The organism is Salinibius halmophilus (genome assembly GCF_003577475.1).
GTDB classification, from domain to species: Bacteria; Pseudomonadota; Gammaproteobacteria; order Pseudomonadales; family Natronospirillaceae; genus Salinibius; species Salinibius halmophilus.
On the sequence record NZ_QPEP01000011.1, the window covers coordinates 37,753 to 58,567 of the forward strand.

Here is a 20,815-nt window from a genome sequence, read left to right on the forward strand (position 1 = left end):
GACAAAAGTGCAAAAAATGTGCAGCCTTTAAGGAAGAATGTGAAAGCATAAAAAAGCCGAGCACTGGGCTCGGCTATGTTGACCGTTTTCTTTTATTCAAACCGGCGCGGGTTCTTCGTTTTGATGGTGGCAATGTAGGCATGCCAGCTGGCGTAAGCCAAAATCGGCATAATAATCACGAAGCCAATCGCAAAGGTTAGGAAGCCGATGGCGATTGATACCCCAATGATGCCTGCCCAAACAATCATCGGAATGATGTTGTTATAAACGGCCTTGGCCGAGGTTACGATGGCTGTCATTAAGTCGATGTGGCGCTCCATCATGATTTGCGGTGTAAAGGCTGAAATCATAAACACTGCCGCGGTCAACATGCCACCGGCGAAAGTGCCTAGCGTTAAAAACGACACCAAGTCTTGCAGTGGTGGGTTAGCTTGTACCGGGTAAACGGCGTGGATGACTGCTGCAATACGCAGCCAAAAGATCATTGCCAGCATGAGTACAAATGCGAAACCCCATTCTCCAACTGGGTTTCGAAACATCGATCTCAGGCTGTGGCTCAAGGTTGGCTTGTGGCCTTTTTCCATCTCCCAAGCAACATCGTACAAGCCGACGGCGAATACCGGACCTATCATGGCGAAGCCAATCACCATGGGCGCTACATAGATATATTCGCCGGTGCTGTTGTAGAAGTACATGAGTGCGGCGGGTATTAGCGCGAAAACGATACCGTACGCCAAGCTGATCAGCGGTGCTTTTAGGAAATCTTTCACCGCTAGTGAAAGCCAATGGAAGGGTAGTCGCGCACTGATTTGATAGCTATCGATGCTGCGAGCTAGTTCTGTCGGCTGGTGTGCTGTTTGCTTTGTGTCTGCCATGGTGTTGTGCCCCCACAAATCTATTCGAATTTTTATGATGCGCGTAAAACTCATCTCGCGAACCAGCTAATTGCCATTACGCAGCATAGACAGGCATCAGTTTGAAATACCACTTATAGAATTGTATGTTTTCGTAATCGTAACCTTTTGCGGGCACGCAGCACCCTAGCCAAATACTCGTTATTAATTGCTTGAATGCATCTATGACCACTACAGTGAAGTAAGCAACAACAAGGGCAAACCCCGCAACGGGCGAAACGCGAAATAACAGGAGGTCCTATGTCGAATTCCAGTGAGTCGCAACCAGTCTCGCAACCAGAGGCATCACAGCTTACAGTGAATGGTGTGTCTTATCATTACATGCCAATCGCGCAAGCAGGCGAGCAGGCACAGCAATTACCTTTTTCTTTAAAGGTGTTGCTAGAAAATTTACTCCGCCATCATGATGGCGCAGCAACGAACGAGCAAGTTGCCGCCATGCTTGGCTGGCTTAAAGAAGGTAAGGCCAACAAGGAAATTCCCTACCGCCCAGCCCGAGTACTGATGCAAGATTTCACCGGTGTGCCAGCCGTAGTGGACTTAGCAGCCATGCGTGATGCGATCACGAAAGCTGGTGGCAATGCCGAGCAGGTCAACCCTCTTACGCCGGTTGATCTTGTGATCGACCATTCGGTTATGGTGGATGAATACGGCAATAAAGGGGCGTTTGCTAACAACGTCAAAGCTGAAATGGCGCGCAACAAAGAGCGCTACGAGTTTTTGCGCTGGGGACAGCAAGCCTTCGATAACTTTCGTGTTGTGCCGCCAGGCACTGGCATTTGTCACCAAGTTAATTTGGAGTACTTGGCCCAAACCGTTTTTCAAAACGATACGGGCGAAGCGTCTTGGTTGTACCCCGATACCCTAGTGGGCACCGACTCACACACCACCATGATTAACGGCCTAGGTGTGCTAGGTTGGGGTGTGGGGGGCATTGAAGCCGAGGCCGCGATGCTTGGCCAGCCGGTGTCGATGCTGATTCCAGAAGTGATTGGTTTTAAAATGACCGGTAAATTGCGTGAAGGCATTACCGCAACCGATCTAGTACTTACGGTTACCCAGATACTGCGCAAGCACGGCGTGGTGGGTAAGTTTGTTGAGTTTTATGGTGATGGCCTGGCAGAAATGCCGGTAGCAGACCGTGCCACCATTGCCAATATGGCCCCAGAATATGGTGCTACTTGTGGTTTCTTCCCAGTCGATGAGCAAACCCTGAAGTATTTAGCCCTTACCGGTCGCTCGCAAGACCAAATTGATAAAGTTGAGGTTTACAGCAAGGCGCAAGGTTTGTGGCGTAATAAAGGTGATGAGCCGACCTATACCCAAACACTGGCGCTAGACTTGGGTGATGTTGAAGCGTCGTTGGCTGGGCCGAAACGCCCGCAAGACCGAGTAACGCTCAACCATGTGAAACCAACATTCGAGTTGATGATGGCCTCAAGTGAGGGCCCAGCCGAGACGCAAGAAGGCAAGCTACTGTCCGAAGGTGGCCAAACCGCCGTTGGTGTGCAGCAAAGCTACCGCCATGCGGCAAGTCAAGAAACCAAAATTGAGGGTGAATCTTTTTGGCTAGACCCTGGCGCGGTAGTGATTGCTGCCATCACTTCGTGTACCAACACCTCTAATCCAAGTGTGATGATGGCGGCTGGGTTATTGGCGCAAAAAGCGCGTGAAAAAGGCTTGAATCGCCAGCCTTGGGTGAAGAGTTCGCTCGCACCTGGCTCGAAAGTGGTGACCGACTATTTAGCGAAAGCGGGTCTTCAAGATTCGCTTGATGAGCTGGGGTTCCAGCTAGTGGGGTATGGCTGCACAACCTGTATTGGGAATTCGGGGCCATTACCTGAGCCAGTAGAGGCAGCCATTCAGCAAGGCGGTATGACTGTAGCCTCTGTGTTGTCCGGTAACCGAAATTTTGAGGGGCGCGTGCACCCATCAGTGCAAACTAACTGGTTAGCTTCACCACCACTTGTAGTAGCTTATGCCTTGGCAGGTAATATTCGGGTGGACTTTGATAAAGATCCACTTGGCCATGATCTAGAAGGCAAACCTGTGTATTTGCGTGATATTTGGCCGAGCCAAAGCGAAATTGAAACTGCTGTAGCGAATGTCGATCAAAGCATGTTCCATACCCAGTATGGACAGGTATTTGATGGCGATGAAACCTGGCGCAATCTGGAAGTACCCGATAGCAAGGTATACGAATGGAGAGATGATTCAACCTACATTCAAAAACCAAGCTTCTTTGATGACTTGCAGCCACAACCGGCAGCGCTTAAGGACGTGCAAGGCGCCAAAATTCTTGCCTTAATGGGCGACTCGGTTACCACCGATCATATTTCGCCAGCTGGGGCATTTAAACCAACTACGCCCGCGGGCGAATACCTACAAGAGCAGGGGGTGCCACCTGAGCAGTTCAATTCGTACGGCTCGCGCCGAGGTAACCACGAAGTGATGGTACGTGGCACCTTTGCTAACGTGCGCATTCGCAACGAAATGCTGGATGGCGTTGAAGGCGGTTATACCCGAATTGGCGGCGAGCAGTTGCCTATTTATGATGCGGCCATGCGCTATCAAAAAGCGGGCACTCCACTGGTGGTGATTGCTGGCAAAGAATACGGCACCGGCTCTAGCCGTGACTGGGCTGCTAAAGGTACACGTTTGCTTGGAGTGGAAGCTGTGGTAGCCGAATCCTTTGAGCGCATTCACCGTTCAAACTTGATTGGCATGGGCGTAATGCCGCTGCAGTTCCCCGAGGGCGTTGACCGCAAAACCTTAAAACTAACCGGTGATGAAACCATTAGCTTGTTAGGCATAAGCGATTGGCAGCTTGGGCAGCCGGTCAATATGAAGGTGGACTACTCAGATGGCGACAGCCAAACCGTGCCATTAAAAGTACGCATTGATACCGAAAATGAAGCGGCTTATTTCCGCAATGGCGGTATTTTGCACTATGTATTGCGCCAGATGATGGCGAAGTAGGTTGAACGGCGGCGTTAGCCGCCGGGCAACAATTCAATTAAGGCTGTGGGCGCAGCACTAGGTTGCTGTGCACCACTAAATCCCCATTCACCGCTAGGCGAGCTGGTACTGGCATTAGGCTTTGCCAGGTTAGGTTGCCGTTCACTTGAATCAGCTCCGCTTTTGGCAGTGAGCCACCCCAGCTAACGGTTAGGTCGCCATCGATGACTAACACGTCCGCCGTGGTAAGCATTGGCGAGTTTAGCGTGCCAGGGGAGGCAATCATTTGGTCGCCGCTGGTTATAAACACTTCGCTAGGTGAAGCTGACGTAATGCTTACACCATCAACAAAGCCATAAGCGGTGGCACCGCCAACAAACTGCTGGCTCGCTTGCCAGCCGACGTTAACCCAGCTTTGGGCTTGAATGGCATCGTATTGCTCAGCTGGATACCACAACCAAGGCGACGCGTCCTCGGCATTAAGGCAAAACTGGCAGTAGTAGGCTTGCACCCAAGCCGAGTTGTGCGTGGTAATGCTGCCGTTGACCGACAGCAGAGCTGACTTTTTTGCTGGTAGCTCAAAACTTACGATCACAGGGTCGTGATCTGAAGAGCGATAAACACTGTCGCTGTACCACAAGTTGGCTTGCTCACCCGACTTAAAGCGCGTGGTGTAGTCTAGTGCGCGAGGCTCATCGGCATTAATGTGCCAAACGCCGGCATCTTTCAGCCATATTTTGGCGGCATTGTTTAGCAGTGCATGGTCGAGCTGACCAGACTGACCAAAGAACACATAGGTGTGTTCACGCTCATCTAATACCGACTCATAACCGGCTTGCGCGAGTGCCATAATTGGATCTTCTTTGGCGTAGGCATTTAGGTCGCCAATGACTGCGATTGCTTGCTCGCTGTATTCCTCTGCCAACCATAGGCTTAGTGCTTGCGCAGCTTTGGTGCGGGTAAGGTTACAGTTGCCTTGGCCGTCGCCCGCGTTCGGGTCGCCTAGCTCATCGCAGTCTGAACCCTTAGATTTAAAGTGATTCACTGCCACCACCACTTCTTGCTCGGTTGCTAGGTGGCGGAACGCTTGCGCTAGTACTGGGCGGTTTTTGCTATCAATAAATAGCGGCTGACCGTTGTTGTCTAGGGCTGAGTTGGTGCTGTCGAGCACTTTCGAGGCACCAGCTGGGCGAACCACATCGCCACGGTAAATAATACCTTGGCTAATCGCATCGCTGCCAATGCGCTCATTGCGAGCAACAAATTGCCAATCTTGTTGGGTAGCTTGGCGCACGGCCTGGGTTAATTGCGCAATGGCCGAGTTTGGTCCAAACCCATCGTTTTCGATTTCCATCAGGCCAATTACATCGGCGTTTAGCTCAGCAATGGCGTTAACAAGTTTGGCCTGCTGGCGGACAAGCTCTTCCTCGGTGCTTGCACCACGAGGGGTTGGGAAACCGGCACCTAGACCGTCGCCATTGAAGTAGTTCAATACGTTGAAGCTTGCAACGGTAAGATTGCCACGCTCAACGTCTGGGCTAGCAGGGCGCTCAGTGCTCACAAATACCGGCGGCTGAGCTGGCTGTAAGCGGTAGTTGTTAAAACCATATCCAACTGTGGCGACGAGCTCGGTGACTTGATCACCAACGCGCACCGGGTTATTAGCCGCTAGGCGAGGCGCAGGGTAAGGTACAAGTTCAGGGTTTTGTTTGGTTGAGCCATCGTCTAATAAAACACGATTTGCCAAGTTAGCTGCCTCAACCGCATTGGCCTCGCTGCCTGGGTTGGCAATTTGCGTTGGGATGAACTGGCGCTCGGTCGCCAAAACCATTTCGCCAAAGCGCGCTAGGTTGTAGTTGTCGTTCACCACTAGTGTGTCGGCAAAGGTGATCAACATGCCTTCCAATACTTCCCAGTTAGCCACTGGCATGCTCACCAAGGTTGGGGTCACAGGCGCTGTGCCGCAGTTAACGCTTGCGCTGATGTTGCTTAGTTGCGTTTCGTTGTAAAACTCTTTCACTACACCGTTTAGGTACACCACATCGCCAATGCTAACGTTGCTGCTGTCGTAAACAAATAAGCCTTCCGAAGTGCTTGGGTCGGTGTCTTCTTCTAGCGAAGCAATGGTATAACCGCTTAACCCAGGCAATACATTGCTGACCACTCCCGCTACAGTGACTTCTTCACCAGTCAGTGGGCTGGCTGCGGCATTACCTTGTACAGCATGCGGCGCTAGGGCATCGCTGGTACAGCTGAGTTGATCGTTGTCTGAGTCGTTATCTCCAGGGCCATCACCAGAACCAGCAAACTGGCCTAAATCGCTAAAATCGTTTTTATCAAACGCCGCGTATTGCTCGGCTGGGTCGAATGCGTCGTTAATATTGGTGTCGGCAGTTGTGCTGGTACGGCGGAGTACATTGTCACGTGTGGTAATGGCGCCAGAACCGTAACGCGAACCTGGGTCGAAACCAACTTGCCCTAGGCTGTCGACGATTTCGCCATTGCGGTAAACAACAATGGCATCGTCGCCATTCCAAGTACCGGTTGGAATTTCTTGGTCGGCGATCGCAAGCAATTCGCTGGCTGCTTTGGCATCTACGAGTACGTAACTCTCGCCTGCTGCCAGGTTGCCACTGAGCTGCGCCCGTTTGCCGGCCGAGGTGTTACCGTTAAAGTACACCTTTACTTCGTATTGGCCGAGGTCTAGCGCTTGGTTGCTAACATTAGTGAGCTCTAGGGCTTTATTAAAACTGGCGCCCTCTAAGTATTCGGTTATTAGCAGGTCGGCGTTAGCAGATCCTACCGCTAATGCTAAGCCGAGTAAGGTATACTTGTTCATCACAGCACTCCATGTATGCGGGTAAAAACCCGTGATTTAGGTACAGGTAGTGTCAGACTTCGATGTGTCACACTTGTTAACATTAAGTGGCCATAAGATTACATGTTTTTCGGCTGTCTAAAAGGGCAGTTCAATGCTCGCGCGCTAAATTTGAAAGGCGAGTAGATTGGAGTAAATGATGAGTTCAGACTTAAAAGCAAAAATTGCGGCGGCAGCTAATCAGGCCCTAAAGGGCAAGAACCGTAAGGCGCGTGCGTCACACATTTTGGTGCGCCACGAAGACAAAGCACTTGAGCTGAAAGCCAAGCTGGACAGCGGTGAAAAGTTTGCCAAGCTCGCCCGCGCCCACTCGAACTGCCCATCGAAAAAGAATGGCGGCGACCTAGGCGAATTTGGCCCAGGCCAAATGGTGCCAGCTTTCGACAAAGCCGTATTTAGCGCCTCGCCCAACACCGTAGTGGGGCCAATAAAAACCAAATTTGGTTACCACATAATTTGGGTGCAGTATTTTAAGTAATGGCTCATGCCATCAAAAGTCGCTCCGCGATTATTTAAAGACCTACGGAGAGAGATTTGTAGGTCCGTAAATCATTCGCGCAGCGAATGTTTGCGGACACGGATGTCCGTAAGGGCGAATTGCACGGCTTACATTAAATAGGTTGCGATATGAAAGTATTAAAATGGGTATCGGTAGCGCTGCTGGCTGCCATTGCCGGTTTGGCTGGTTATTATTTTTGGTATACCGCCAACCCGTACCAGGCATTGCCGGAAATGCGCGAGCAAATCTCTAACCCCGAGCTTCGCAGTGAAGGGCGCAATTATATTCGTTACTCACCAGAAGGTGAGCCATTGGCAAACTTGGTGTTTATCCCAGGTGGTTTGGTAGAGGCGGAAGCCTACGAATATCTCGCTGCCTCTTGGGCTGAGCAGCAGATAAGAGTCACCATAGTGAAACCCACACGAAACCTGGCCATCATGTCGCCTAATCAAGCGCTTGAGCACCTAAGCGGCGAGGCGCCGAACTTCCTTGTTGGCCATTCATTAGGTGGTACTGTGGCAGCGATGAATGGGCAAGCAGAACTAGGGGTTGATGGTGTGGTGTTACTGGCTAGCTATGGCGTCAGCCCAGTCGATGTGCCGGTGCTTTCAATTGTGGCGTCGAATGACCAGATTTTAGACTCGGTGCGTTATCAAGATTCACAAGCCAATTATACTGCTGGCTTTAGCGAGCTAACTATTGACGGTGGCAATCATGGTTATTTCGGTTGGTACGGCGAGCAAGAAGGTGATGGTGAGGCTCGCATAAATGTATGGGAGCAGCAGGACTATGTTGTTGATGCTGTGCTCGATTTTGTATTGGTTAATCAGTAGGGAATGTTATGCAATACCGACCTCTAGGACGTACTGGGTTAAACGTTAGTGTTATTGGCTTGGGCACCATGACTTGGGGCTTTCAAAATACTCAAGCCGAAGGCTTTGAGCAGATGGACTATGCCCTAGAGCGCGGCATTAACTTCTTTGATACCGCCGAAATGTATTCTATTCCGCCAACTGCTGAGCGCTTTGGCAACACCGAAGAAATAATTGGCAACTGGTTTGCCAAGCGTGGCAAGCGCGAGCAAGTAATACTCGCTAGCAAAATGACTGGCCCCAGCCTTGAATGGGTGCGCGGCGGCAGTGCAATCACACCAGATACCGTGGTGCAGGCCGTGGAGGGTAGCTTAAAACGACTGCAAACTGATTATATCGATCTTTACCAGTTGCATTGGCCAAACCGCGGTTCATACCATTTTGGCAAGGTATGGCAGTTCGCACCTAACTTTGACGCGCAAGCAGAAAAGGCCAACTTTCTAGCGGTTTTGCAATGTTTCGAGCAGCTTATCAACGACGGTAAAATTCGCCATATTGGGCTAAGCAACGAGACCGCATGGGGCCTGCAGCAATGGCTGAGCATTGGCGAGCGTGAGGCTCTGCCTCGTATTGCCAGCATTCAAAATGAATACTCGCTGCTGTGCCGCCATTTTGAGCCCGACTTAGCCGAAATAGCCGTTGCAGAAGACTGTGGCTTACTAGCTTGGTCACCCTTGTGTCGAGGCATGTTGAGTGGCAAATACCTAAACGGTGCTAAGCCAAAGGGTGCTCGTTTAACCCTAGATACCCGCCATGATTTTCGCAGCAATGCCAACACAGACGCGGCTATTCAAGCTTACATAAACTTGGCACAAGCACATGGCTTAGACGTAACACAAATGGCGCTAGCGTTTGTAAATAGCCGCCCGTTCGTTACTTCAAATCTAATTGGCGCCACCAGCATGCAACAACTGCGCAGCAACATAGATTCCATAGACCTTGAGTTAACAGAGGATGTGCTCACCGGTATAGAAACCATCCGCCGCCAGTATCCTATGGTGTTTTAAATGTTTGGATCTGGCGACCCTATAAATGGGTCGCCGGCATCTTACACGGATCGGTTTAATGTACTTCGCTTAGATAGCTGCGTAAGTCGAATTGTCCGAGTGACGCGGCGCTAGCGCGCTCCTCAATGCCAACTTGTACACTAAGCAGTTGTAAGTCGACCATCTCTTCTAGGTAAGGAACACGCACCACATAAACAGTATTTTCTTGTTGTATTCCGGTTTTAGCTAGCTCGTGTTCCTGCGCGACTAAATGGTCTTTTAGCAGTATCCCTGGCGGGTCTATTGTGCCTTTATAAACGATTTCTTGGTCGCCATTGAGCAGTATAAACCGTACGCCACCGTCCTTTTCTATTTCATTGACTGTTGGTGGGTAGGTGCGCTCAAGGACTGTTGCACTTCGAAGTTCGTGCAGGCCGCTTTCATAAGCAATGCTAAGCACTAATGTTTTACCCAACGCTATTTGGCTGAGCATCAGGCAGGCGCAAGTAAGTAACCATTTTTTCATTATCGAACCTCCCAAACGATGGTGTCTGTGCTATAGCCAGCTGTATCGCGGCGAATTTTACCGGTCACGTCTTTTATCTTGGCTTCTACCCGAGCACCCGGCACTACTAAGCGAGTGAGCGCTCGACCGTCGGAATCAGAGTTAGCTTCAGTGGCTACCCCGTTCACATACCAGCTAACTTGTTGTACTGAGCTATCTGCAAAAGTAGAAACCGAGAATGTTTGTGCACCGGGTTCGACCACAGGTGTTTCAGGGTATTTCGCATAATGCGTGCCCGCTACCATATAGGTGCTAATAGCCCATTGCTCAGCGTTTACGGCGTCAAAGTTTGCACCCAATACCCTCATAAAACTTGCTCTTGATGGGCGCCACACACCTGTTGTGCAATAGCGACCACCTTCATATAAATCGATGCTTGGGTCATCCAACCAATGGTGCCATTTCACCGTGTTACGGTTGCTGTTCGTTGTGGCATTTACAGCGTTTGGCTCTGAGTAGGTTCGGCAGTTTCCGTAGTCGTATTCATCAGATAAATCGGCAAAACTATGGGCCATTTCATGCAGTGCTAATGGCAATGCCGAGGATGCACGAGAGTACGTACCTAGATTGGCACTAGTGTAGCCAGCACCACCGTACTTGGTGTCGTTCACAACCACAAGCTTTTGGTCTACCTGTGGTGCATGCGTGGTTAGATACTGAGTTACTCTGCCACTTGCAACACATAACAGGCGGTCCATGCCGTTACAGTTGTAAGTTGCATCGAACAGGGTATCGCGACTGCCGCCCATACTGCCGTTATCGGCACCACTTTGTTTAGACACCGCATCCACCGCTATAAAGTTCCAGAATTCGTGGTGGGCGCCAGCATCCGGCTGGGTGCGTAAGTAGTCAGCATATGCGGTTGCTAGTTTGGTTATGTCATTCTGTTGCGCGGCAGTAAAACCGTCGCCGGTAATCACAAGATCTACCCCTTTGCCATCGGTTCTTCCCTTGATTAAGTTAAAGATCTCGGAAGGGTTAGCGAGCACTTTTAAGCTGACAGTCTTGGTGCTTTCACCACCCTGGTTGTCGGTAGCTGTTACGCTAAACTCTAGTGTTTGATTTAGTACAGTATTCGGTACTTCTAGTGCTAATCGGCCATCCTGCTGAGAATATGCTACCTGGCTACCTCTGCTTTGTTGCCAAACTAAGTTGCTAATCTGCCCGTCTACATCTCCCGCATAGGCTGTCAGGTTGATGATTTCTCCTGGCGATACTTCTCGGCGAACTTCACTTAAGGCGATTGCAGGTGCGATATTAGCGATTGGGCTAACCGTAGGAGTGGAAGTTGCGGTTGCCACTACCGTTGGTGTACTCGTTGGCGTAGCCGAAATTGGCGCGCTGGTAGGTGCAGTAGTAGGTATTGTCGTTGGTGCACTAGTTGGAACGGCAGTAGGCGGCAAAGTCGGCGCAGCAGTTGGCAAAACGGTCACCGATGCACTTGGTAAACTAGTTGGCGACGTTATCGTAGCAGTAACCGTCACACTTGGAGTTGGCGTGTTGGTTGCTGGTGTTGAAGTAGGCAGCGCTGCACTGTCGGATGGTTAAAGTAACCGGCTGGCATGCAGTTAGCAGCATTGCAGACGCTAGCAGGGTTAACGGTCTGAGCATGGTTGTTCCTCGAAAATTTACGAGGCGAAGAGTAGAAGCTAGCGCTGTTCGAATCTGTTCCTAAAAGTATCGAACTGCGTACAAATGTGCTTTGCCACACAGTTTGGAACAGTGTTATACCAACTCATAACGTTGTTTGCCAAAAAGCGTTATTTGCTGACAATTTAGGTTAATTTCTACGGCCATTTTTTTGCAATGCTATAAGAACGTCGAATCAGTCACCCGTGCTGTTTTTAGTTGCTTATTCAGCTCCCATTTTTGTTGATGCACTACAGTCAAGTAACTGGCAACTAGTAAGAGGGACACAAAGATGGCCGCTGATGCATTTTGGAACCGTTTGGCAAAGAAGTACGAGCGCACACCCGTACCGAGCGAGGAAGTCTATCAAGCCAAGCTTCGCAAAACCCAAGCGTTGTTTACCCCAACAAGTAACGTTCTAGAGTTTGGCTGTGGCACGGGCACAACAGCCGTTCAACACGCCAAGCATGTTGCGCACATTGATGCGTTAGACTTTTCCGCCAAGATGATTGATTTTTGCCAGCAGAAAAAAGCCGAGGCAGGGGTGGAGAATGTGCGCTTTGTGCAGGCAACTTTGCAATCCTTCTCACCACCAGATGCGCACTATGATGTTGTGCTGGGGCTGAGCATTTTGCATCTATTAGAAGAGCGCGACGAGGTCATCGGGCGGGTTTATCAAACCCTCAAGCCAGGTGGCTACTTTGTTAGCAGTACTACCTGCATTGCCGACTCTATGAAGGCGTTAAAACATATCGCACCATTAGGTGCAGCCATTGGATTGCTTCCACAAATCAATGTATTTAGCCGGCAAAATCTTGAAGATACACTTACCAAACAAGGCTTCGTGTTAGAAGAAGTGTGGCAACCAAACGATGCGGTTTTTATTGTTGCCAGGAAGTAGGGCCAGCTTGTTGTAGAGCTAATTTAGAAAGTGCACTATTTTTTCACCTATTGCATGAACACCCACCAATTTATCTACCCTTGCACAACATTGGTGGGTGTTCTGGTTAGTAGGCTCAAAAAAAGCCTGCTAGTTAAACTTCGCTAGGCCTTGTTCTAAGGCGGCCATTTTTAGGCACAAGCAGAAGACGGACATGGCTTGTTCAACGTCGTCGACACTCGCCATGCTTGGCGCGATGCGGATGTTGCTGTCTTGTGGGTCTTTGCCATATGGGAAGGTTGCACCGGCAGGGGTGAATTTAACGCCTGCTTGGCCTGCTAATGCGACGGTACGGCTAGCGAGCCCAGGCGCGGTATCCACCGAAATAAAATAGCCACCGTTAGCGTTTGACCACTTGGCCACACCTTTACCAGAAAGCATGCGGTCGAGCACTTCTACCACTTTTTCAAACTTAGGTCGCAAGATGTCGGCGTGTGCTTGCATGTGGCGTGTTAGGGCTTCTGGGCTGTTTAACAAGCGGCTATGGCGAATTTGATTCACCTTGTCTGGGCCAATTGTGATAAACCCTAAGAAGCGTTTGATATCCGCCAAGTTGCGCTCGCTGGTTGCCAAAAATGCCAAGCCAGAACCGGCATGGGTGATTTTTGACGTTGAGGCAAACATGACAATATTGTCGAGTGTGCCATGCGCTTCTGCCTGTTGCCACAGTGAACTGAGCGCAGCTGGCTCGGCTAAATCATGCACCGAATAGGCGTTGTCCCAGAACACCTTAAACTCAGCACCGGCTTTTTGGCCAAGCTTAGCGATGCGCTCAACCACCTCATCGCTATACACAGCGCCAGTTGGGTTAGAGTATTTAGGTACGCACCAGATGCCTTTGATGCTGCGGTCTTCGCCAATTAACGCTTCTACAGCATCCATATCCGGGCCGTCGTCATTCATTGCCACCGGAATCATTTTGATGCCGAATAATTCGCAGAGGGCAAAGTGGCGGTCGTAACCGGGTGCTGGGCAAATAAACTTGGCGTTTTGCCATGGCTCGCCACCTAAGCCGAATTGGTAGGCAATTAACATGGCTTGCGACATCAGGGTAAGGCTAGAGTTACCACCTACTAAAATATTGTCGATTGGCGCGTCTAACAGCCACTGCCCCAGCGCTTTGGCCTCTGGCAAACCATCGATGCCACCGTAATTGCGCGTGTCGACGCCATCTTGTGATGAATAATTACCGGCGATCATGCTATCCAGCGAATTTGATAGTGCTAGTTGCTCGCTGCATGGTTTGCCACGGGTTAGGTCGATATTCAAAGCGGGAAGGGCTTGGTACTGCTCGGTCAGAGCAATCAAGGTTTGTTGCATCATTTGCTGCGGGGTTACGTCCATCATTCAACTCTTTGCTTTATCCGTAATCGTTGCAGCAAGCTTACCTTGAGTAGGGTAAAGGTCAAACGAGACGTGGTTGCAAATTAAATTAGCTCTCCGGTTTTTAATTGCTGGTTTTTGAGCAAGGGTCACTTTGCTTTGGCGGACTGGGTTTGGATGCTTTTGACATGTGCTTCTCCAGGCTGGTAACCGTTTAAGTTAGTTCATTGACACGCTATATGAGTTGGCTATGTTTTTGTATTGGCGGTGTTATGCTTTTAGTGCGATTTTGAAGAGCAGCACCTGGCTGCTCTGCAAGCATCATTTTATGGCTTTAACTTATAGCCAGTTTTAAAGATCCACGCCGTCATGCCAATAAATAGCGCAAGGAAACCAAGCGTCATACCAAGGCTAATCCAGATGTTAACGTCAGACGAGCCATAAAAACTCCAGCGAAAGCCACTAACCAAGTAGACCACTGGGTTGGCTAGGGTAACGCCCTGCCAAAATGAAGGCAGCATGCTAATCGAATAAAAGGTGCCGCCCAGAAACACCAATGGGGTGACGACCATTAATGGCACGATTTGCAGCTTTTCAAAACCGTCGGCCCAAATGCCGATCACAAAGCCTAAAAAGCTAAAGGTAACGGCGGTCAGCACCAAGAATCCCAGCATCCAAAATGGGTGCTGAATCTGGAAGTCGACGAATAGGGTAGACGTGGCCAGAATGATCAGACCCAAAATAATCGACTTGGTCGCCGCTGCGCCTACATAGCCAATGACGATTTCAACATAGGAAATCGGCGCTGATAGCACTTCATAAATGGTGCCAGAAAATTTCGGGAAATAGATGCCAAATGAGGCATTCGAGATACTTTGGGTAAGCAGGGTGAGCATAATCAAGCCCGGCACAATAAAGGCACCGTAGCTTACGCCTCCTACATCTTCCATGCGTGAACCAATGGCTGAGCCAAACACTACAAAGTATAAAGATGTTGAGATGACGGGCGTTAAAATGCTCTGCAGCTTGGTGCGCCACATGCGAAACATCTCAAATTGATAAATAGCAGCGATAGAATGAACATTCATGCGGCATCGTCCTTTTGGTGAACCAGGTTGACGAAAATATCTTCAAGTGAGCTTTCTTGCGTTTGAATATCGGTAAACTCAATACCTTCTGCTTGCAAGTTGGCAATAATGTGCGAAATGCCATTGTGCTCTTGCTGGGCGTCGAACTCATAACTAACGGTTAAGCCGTCGTCGCTCAGTTGTAGCGGGTAGTCGGCAAGGCTGATAGGCAAGTCTTCGATGGCTTTGTATAAAGAGATCGTTAGCGTTTTACGGCCAAGGCGCTTCATCAAAGCATCTTTGTCATCAACTAGAATAATCTCACCACCGTTAATCACCCCAATGCGGTCGGCCATTTCTTCGGCTTCTTCAATATAGTGGGTGGTAAGAATAATGGTAACGCCATTATCGCGCAGCTTACGCACTAGCGCCCACATGTCGCGGCGCAGTTCTACATCTACGCCAGCGGTCGGTTCGTCGAGAAAGAGAATTTGTGGCTCGTGTGAGAGCGCCTTGGCAATCATCACTCGCCGCTTCATGCCACCAGAGAGTTGGCGCAGCTGATTGTTGCGTTTATCCCACAGCGACAAGTCTTTTAAAATTTGCTCAATGAGCGCTTTATTTGGCTTTTTACCAAATAGTCCGCGGCTAAAACTAACGGTTGCCCACACGGTTTCGAAGGCATCTGTGGTGAGCTCTTGTGGTACTAAGCCAATTAACCCGCGGGCGGCTTTGTATTGGCTAATAATGTCGAAATCCCCCGCTTTGACCGTGCCTTTGGTTGGGTTAACGAGCCCACAAATCGTTGAGATGAGTGTTGTTTTGCCCGCTCCGTTGGGGCCAAGTAGTGCAAAAATTTCGCCTTGTTTGATGGTCAGGTCGATATTTTTCAGGGCGCTAAAGCCATTTTCGTAGGTTTTCTCAAGGCCTTGTACCGAAATAATGTCGGTCATGGCGTGCTCCTAGTGATGTGATGGGTTTTGACGGTCGTGCTTGGTCATTTTTAGTATCTAGCAGTTATATGTCCGAATGTACGTTTTGCAAATTTATTGTGGTTTTTTCTACGCCAATGTAGCTCTCCACCAGCGTAGCCACGCCCGCAGTGTTTTAGCGGGCGTCTAGTTTTGTGGCTGGATGCCCGATTAACCCACCTCGGGCATGACGGTGGGTGAATTCGGGCATGACGGTGCGTGAATTCGGGCATGACATTGACTAGGAGGACAGTGCCTTGGCTAACTCGTGATACGCACTCGGCAGTGGTGCTTCTATCAACCAATACTGTCTACCGTCATTGGTTCGGCCAAGCAGACCTGCGCTTACCAGTTCTCGGCGCACTAGAACGTAGTCAGAAAACTGTATGGCAGCTTTGATGTGCTCGTTGACCTGTTTTTCGTCAATGTCAGTGAATTTTGGCAGCTGCAGATAAATCATCCACATCATCGCCAGTTGATCACTGCGTTTTGTCGGCCATCTATTCGGTTTGCCATTGCCATGGTATTGGCGCAGCTGGCGGCTGGTGGCCTTGCTAACAGGTTCTGCAATATTTGGTTGTTGCGCTTTGGCGTGTTGGAAGTTCTGTTTTCCAGCGGCTTTGGCGAGCAAGTTTAATATTTGTACATGCGAAGGTTTTTCATCCGGCCAGTGGTTGGCGAGATACTTTGCCGCTTGTGATAAATCTTCAATAAGAAGGGAAGTGTTCTGTTTGCTCATGGCTATCTCCATAACGCACGCACAGCATGGCTGTGTGCAATGATCGCCCTTGTTGCTCGTGCATTCTGGCTTGGCCAAAACAAATACAAATTGAATAAGCAGGTTTAGCGAATTGGCGATGCCTAGGTGAACTGCAGACCTTGCACAAAAAAGTAACAGAACCTTTCTAAAAAGCAAGTCTAGGCTTCAAGGGTTGCCAAGCGAAAACACTTTAGTTTATTTTCAGGGCTAAGGGTTTTTAATCCGATTGGTAATTTATAAACGTACCAGTGACGGTGCGGCCAGCACATCTGTGCTGACGACAACAACAATCTCGAGAAGGAGATACCAATGAAGAAGCTACTTGCAAGCCTAGCTATGGCAAGTGTCGTGGGCGTTACGGCACCATCAGCGATGGCAAATGAACAAACCTTCCTAACCGTTGGCACGGGTGGTCAAACTGGTGTGTATTACCAAGTTGGTCAGAGTGTTTGCCGCTTTGTTAACCGCGATCATCAAGACCTGCGTTGCAACGCACCATCAACGGGTGGCTCTATTGCCAACGTTAATGGCATGATCGGCGGAGAGTACGATATGGGCGTTGTACAATCAGATGTACAGTACAAAGCTTTGACGGGTGCAGCACCATTTGAATCCGCCAATACCGAATTAAAAGCATTGTTCTCATTGTACCCAGAGCCATTTACCATTCTTGCGCGTGCCGATGCCGATATTCGCAATTTTGATGATATGTATGGCAAGCGTGTGAACATTGGCAACCCTGGTTCAGGTCAACGCGATACCATGGAGACTGTTCTAAATGCCAAAGGCAAATCAGTCGATGATTTTGGCGTCACACTTGAGCTGCAAGCGCAAGAAATGGCGGCGGCACTGTCGGACAACAAGGTTGACGCAATTGCTTATACTGTTGGCCATCCAAATGGCAGCATTCAAGAAGCGACCACAACAACCGATGCCCGTTTGGTAAATGTTGATGGCCCAGCAATAGAAAAACTAATTGCCGACAACAGCTTTTATGCTGAGGTTATAATTCCGGGCGGGATGTACCGCGGTAATGATGAAGACACTGTTACTTTTGGGTCATTGGCAACGTTCGTTGCGGGTCCAGAAATGTCTGAAGATGTCGCCTATAAAGTCGTGAGCTCGGTGTTCGAGAACTTCGACCGCTTTAAGCGCCTGCACCCGGCGTTTGCTAACCTAAACCCAGAGGCAATGATCCAAGACGGTTTGTCTATGGAGCTACACCCAGGTGCGGTGAAGTACTATCGAGAGCAAGGTTGGATGTAATCCAAGCTTAGGTCTTTTAAAAAGCGCTAACACCCTGTTAGCGCTTTGATCTCTCACGCTACGTGTTAACGCTGCGCCCTAACTAATCATTCCTCGAGGAATTACCAATGGCTAATCACGCACAATCGCGCTCGGCTGATATTGATGCGCTCATTGCCAAGGATACTGGTGGTCGTATTCCGCTGGGCCCGTCGGGCAAATTAATTTTAGTCACCGCCGCCGTGTGGTCGCTTTTTCAATTATGGATTGTTTCACCGCTGCCCTTTATGCTGAAGTTTGGGGTATTTAACGAGGCCGAAGCGCGCTCAATTCACCTAACCTTTGCAATGTTTTTAGCCTTTTTGGCCTATCCACTACGTGCCAAAAGCCCGCAAAACAGTATTCCAATTTATGATTGGATTCTTGCCCTAATAGCGGCAGGCTGTGCGAGTTATTTGTTCGTTTTTTATGAAGACCTTGCCCTTCGACCAAACCTTCCGACTACTGCCGACATCGTAGTGGGTGTACTGGGTATCTTGTTGCTCTTGGAAGCGGCACGCCGAACACTAGGGCCACCACTGGTTATTATTGCCTCACTATTTTTGCTCTACAGCTTGGCTGGTCCTTACATGCCAGACATGATCTCGCACGGTGGCGTGAGTTTATCTGGCTTAATTAACCACCAATGGCTAACGTCGTCGGGTGTATTTGGTGTTGCCCTCGGTGTTTCCACTAGTTTTGTATTCCTGTTTGTATTATTTGGCGCTTTACTCGACAAAGCCGGTGCCGGTAACTGGTTTATTCGTGTGGCTTTTGCCTCACTTGGCCATATGCGCGGTGGTCCGGCGAAAGCGGCTGTGGTGTCGTCTGGCCTAACTGGCCTTATTTCAGGGTCTTCTATCGCTAACGTAGTCACCACGGGCACCTTTACCATTCCATTAATGAAGCGCGTAGGGTTTACCCCAGAAAAAGCAGGCGCGGTAGAAGTGTCGAGCTCGGTCAATGGCCAGCTAATGCCACCAGTGATGGGGGCCGCCGCGTTCTTGATGGTTGAGTACGTCGGTATTTCTTATGTTGAAGTGATCAAGCATGCCTTCTTACCGGCCCTAATTTCATATATTGCGCTGATCTACTTAGTGCACCTAGAAGCACTTAAAGCTGGCATGCAAGGGTTGCAGCGAGTTGAGCCACCAAAGCCAATTGTGCAAAAACTTATTTCCTTCCTTACTGGTTTACTGCTGGTCATGGCGATCGGTGCGGTGACCTATTATGGCCTGGGTTGGTTAAAACCCTTGTTGGGCGGCTGGGCACTGTTAGTTATCTCGCTATTGTTAGTAGCGGTTTATGTTGGGCTTGTGCGTGTGGCTAGTACGCAACCAAGCTTAGACCCAGAAGACGCAATGGATGAGTTGCCGCGCATTCGCCCAACCGTATTGGCAGGGTTGCAATACCTGTTGCCTGTTGTGGTATTAGTTTGGTGTTTGATGATTGAGCGCTTCAGCCCAGGATTGTCGGCGTTTTGGGCCAGTGTGTTGATGATCTTTATCGTCGCAACACAACCTTGGCTTATTAGCAAGCTTGCCAATGAAAGCACCGAAGGCATGGTTAAACGCGGCCTTGCTGATTTAACCGCTGGTCTAATTAGTGGCGCACGGAACATGGTCGGTATTGGCATTGCCACCGCGACTGCTGGCATCATTGTTGGGGCAGTATCGCAAACGGGCATTGGTTTGGTGTTAGCCGATGTGGTGGAAGTGTTGTCGATGGGCAACTTGCTGCTAATGCTGCTACTTACGGCGTTGCTGAGCCTGATTCTTGGTATGGGGCTGCCAACCACTGCCAACTATATTGTGGTGTCGGCCTTAATGGTGCCGGTTGTGCTCACGCTAGGTGAGCAGGCAGGCCTCATTGTGCCTTTGGTAGCGGTGCACTTGTTTGTATTCTACTTCGGCATTATGGCCGATGTGACCCCACCGGTTGGCTTAGCTAGCTTTGCCGCGGCGGCGGTGTCGAAAGGCAAACCAATAAAAACGGGTGTAACAGCGTTTTTCTACTCTTTGCGCACCGCCTTGCTACCGTTTTTATTTATTTTTAATACTGACTTACTGCTGATTGACGTGCCTTGGTGGAAAGGGGTGATTGTCTTTGTCACTGCCACCATTGCGATGTTGTTGTTCTCGGCGGCCACCATGAACTATTGGTTTACCAAGTCACGCTGGTATGAGTCGGTGTTGTTGTTATTAATCGCCTTCACGTTATTCCGCCCCGGTTTCTGGATGGATCGTATCTATCCACCGACCGAGCAGCTTCCGTCATCTCAGCTTGAGCAGGTTATCGAGCAAAAGGCGCCCGGCGATACCTTGCGTTTGTGGTTCGATGGTGAAGATATTTATGGCGACCCAGTCAACTATGTGGCGCAGTTTAAAGTACCAGAGGCTGCGGGCGCGCAAGCAAAGTTAGATGAACTTGGGTTAACCTTCTACGAAGTAGATGGTGAGTTGCTGGTTGATATCGTAGGCTTCTCCTCTCCAGCCGAACGCGCTGGCGTGCAGTTTGACCAACGCCTGGTGTCGGTAGAGAAGCAGTTGCAAACGCCGCCAAAAGAGCTTGCCTGGATCCCAGCGTTAATCTTGCTGTTCGGTGTGTACTGGCTGCAACGCCAACGTAAACTTGGCATGGTAAGTTAATGGTATTGATAGATGGAAATCGTTAAGGGTAAGCATGGAACACTGGCCAGAACCTAGGTCGAAACAACGCAAAGGGAACTACCCTTACAAGTTTAAAATCGACAAGGATTATCAATACCACAACACAGGCTGGCAGCTTAGCCAGCCCTTCGACTCTAAATGGTTGCATATTAGCTGTGAGGGGGTTGTGACAGTGAAAGCCAACGACACTGGTTATGCTTGGGACGGCTGCTCACCTAAATTTAGCGTGTTGAACCTATGGGTGCTCGGCACGCCAGACGGGCATGTGAACTATCGCACCATGAAGCCCTACACCTATTATGCTTCGATGGTTCATGATGCTTTGTACCAGTACCTTGATAGCATTCCAGTAAGCAAATATCAGGTCGATCGGCTGTTCTTGCAAATGCTGGGTGATTTTCAGTTACGCTATCCTTACTACTGGGCTGTGCGTCTATTTGGTGGTGTGCGGGTGAAACAGTTAGGCTTGCCAGAAACCCCGGCCATGAGTTAAGCACCAT

At 49.7% G+C, this 20,815-nt stretch carries 17 protein-coding genes; 9 read left to right on the top strand and 8 right to left on the bottom strand.

The annotated features are described in order from the left end of the window. Positions 1–92: 92 nt before the first annotated feature. Entirely contained in the window at positions 93–875 is a 783-nt protein-coding gene (locus tag DUW71_RS13085) for a DUF2189 domain-containing protein (RefSeq protein ID WP_119395829.1), read from the bottom strand. 279 nt (positions 876–1,154) lie between these two features. Between DUW71_RS13085 and acnA the strand changes: the two genes are divergently transcribed. Beyond that, positions 1,155–3,893, top strand: a complete 2,739-nt coding sequence (acnA, locus tag DUW71_RS13090; protein ID WP_119395707.1) for an aconitate hydratase AcnA — start codon at positions 1,155–1,157, stop codon at positions 3,891–3,893. 37 nt (positions 3,894–3,930) lie between these two features. Here the strand turns inward: acnA and DUW71_RS13095 are convergent, their stop codons facing one another. Next, complete coding sequence (locus DUW71_RS13095) at positions 3,931–6,711, bottom strand: ExeM/NucH family extracellular endonuclease (protein WP_119395708.1); 2,781 nt, start codon at positions 6,709–6,711, stop codon at positions 3,931–3,933. A gap of 178 nt (positions 6,712–6,889) precedes the next feature. Between DUW71_RS13095 and DUW71_RS13100 the strand changes: the two genes are divergently transcribed. The 3 genes from DUW71_RS13100 (at position 6,890) to DUW71_RS13110 (ending at position 9,128) form a co-directional block, all read left to right on the top strand. Continuing rightward, positions 6,890–7,228: a peptidylprolyl isomerase gene (locus tag DUW71_RS13100; protein WP_119395709.1), complete on the top strand. Its 339-nt coding sequence runs from the start codon at positions 6,890–6,892 to the stop codon at positions 7,226–7,228. Positions 7,229–7,377: 149 nt separating this feature from the next. After that, positions 7,378–8,082 carry an alpha/beta hydrolase gene (locus DUW71_RS13105; protein ID WP_119395710.1) on the top strand — a complete coding sequence of 235 codons (705 nt, stop codon included), beginning with the start codon at positions 7,378–7,380 and terminating at the stop codon, positions 8,080–8,082. Between the two features lie 8 nt (positions 8,083–8,090). Beyond that, the gene (locus DUW71_RS13110) at positions 8,091–9,128 is read left to right on the top strand and encodes an aldo/keto reductase (protein WP_119395711.1); all 1,038 of its coding nucleotides are present in this window, start codon (positions 8,091–8,093) and stop codon (positions 9,126–9,128) included. A 55-nt stretch (positions 9,129–9,183) separates the two neighbouring features. On the opposite strand, the gene DUW71_RS13115 is transcribed toward DUW71_RS13110, so the two are convergent. Next, positions 9,184–9,633: a hypothetical protein gene (locus tag DUW71_RS13115; protein ID WP_119395712.1), complete on the bottom strand. Its 450-nt coding sequence runs from the start codon at positions 9,631–9,633 to the stop codon at positions 9,184–9,186. Continuing rightward, positions 9,633–10,973, bottom strand: a complete 1,341-nt coding sequence (locus DUW71_RS13120; RefSeq protein ID WP_158584078.1) for a M64 family metallopeptidase — start codon at positions 10,971–10,973, stop codon at positions 9,633–9,635. Before DUW71_RS13120 ends, DUW71_RS13115 begins: the two co-directional genes overlap by 1 nt. Here DUW71_RS13120 and DUW71_RS17595 point away from each other — a divergent pair. Both DUW71_RS17595 and DUW71_RS13125 read left to right on the top strand, forming a co-directional pair. Next, complete coding sequence (locus DUW71_RS17595) at positions 10,954–11,220, top strand: hypothetical protein (RefSeq protein WP_158584080.1); 267 nt, start codon at positions 10,954–10,956, stop codon at positions 11,218–11,220. The genes DUW71_RS13120 and DUW71_RS17595 overlap by 20 nt on opposite strands. Before the next feature lie 373 nt (positions 11,221–11,593). Next, positions 11,594–12,202: a class I SAM-dependent methyltransferase gene (locus tag DUW71_RS13125; protein WP_119395714.1), complete on the top strand. Its 609-nt coding sequence runs from the start codon at positions 11,594–11,596 to the stop codon at positions 12,200–12,202. A 129-nt stretch (positions 12,203–12,331) separates the two neighbouring features. On the opposite strand, the gene DUW71_RS13130 is transcribed toward DUW71_RS13125, so the two are convergent. The 4 genes from DUW71_RS13130 to DUW71_RS13145 form a co-directional block, all read right to left on the bottom strand. Beyond that, positions 12,332–13,588 (bottom strand): aminotransferase class I/II-fold pyridoxal phosphate-dependent enzyme, encoded by a 1,257-nt coding sequence (locus tag DUW71_RS13130; protein ID WP_119395715.1) that lies wholly within the window; start codon positions 13,586–13,588, stop codon positions 12,332–12,334. A gap of 302 nt (positions 13,589–13,890) precedes the next feature. Beyond that, a complete protein-coding gene (locus DUW71_RS13135) occupies positions 13,891–14,652 on the bottom strand; it encodes an ABC transporter permease (protein WP_119395716.1) in 762 nt (253 codons plus the stop codon). Beyond that, positions 14,649–15,584: an ABC transporter ATP-binding protein gene (locus DUW71_RS13140; protein ID WP_119395717.1), complete on the bottom strand. Its 936-nt coding sequence runs from the start codon at positions 15,582–15,584 to the stop codon at positions 14,649–14,651. Before DUW71_RS13140 ends, DUW71_RS13135 begins: the two co-directional genes overlap by 4 nt. A 259-nt stretch (positions 15,585–15,843) precedes the next feature. Further along, positions 15,844–16,341, bottom strand: a complete 498-nt coding sequence (locus tag DUW71_RS13145; protein WP_158584082.1) for a DUF2087 domain-containing protein — start codon at positions 16,339–16,341, stop codon at positions 15,844–15,846. Between the two features lie 330 nt (positions 16,342–16,671). Between DUW71_RS13145 and DUW71_RS13150 the strand changes: the two genes are divergently transcribed. The 3 genes from DUW71_RS13150 (at position 16,672) to DUW71_RS13160 (ending at position 20,808) form a co-directional block, all read left to right on the top strand. Next, a complete protein-coding gene (locus DUW71_RS13150; RefSeq protein WP_119395719.1) occupies positions 16,672–17,628 on the top strand; it encodes a TAXI family TRAP transporter solute-binding subunit in 957 nt (318 codons plus the stop codon). Positions 17,629–17,735: 107 nt separating this feature from the next. Beyond that, a complete protein-coding gene (locus DUW71_RS13155; protein ID WP_119395720.1) occupies positions 17,736–20,294 on the top strand; it encodes a TRAP transporter permease in 2,559 nt (852 codons plus the stop codon). Between the two features lie 34 nt (positions 20,295–20,328). After that, complete coding sequence (locus tag DUW71_RS13160) at positions 20,329–20,808, top strand: hypothetical protein (protein ID WP_119395721.1); 480 nt, start codon at positions 20,329–20,331, stop codon at positions 20,806–20,808. Positions 20,809–20,815 lie beyond the last annotated feature (7 nt).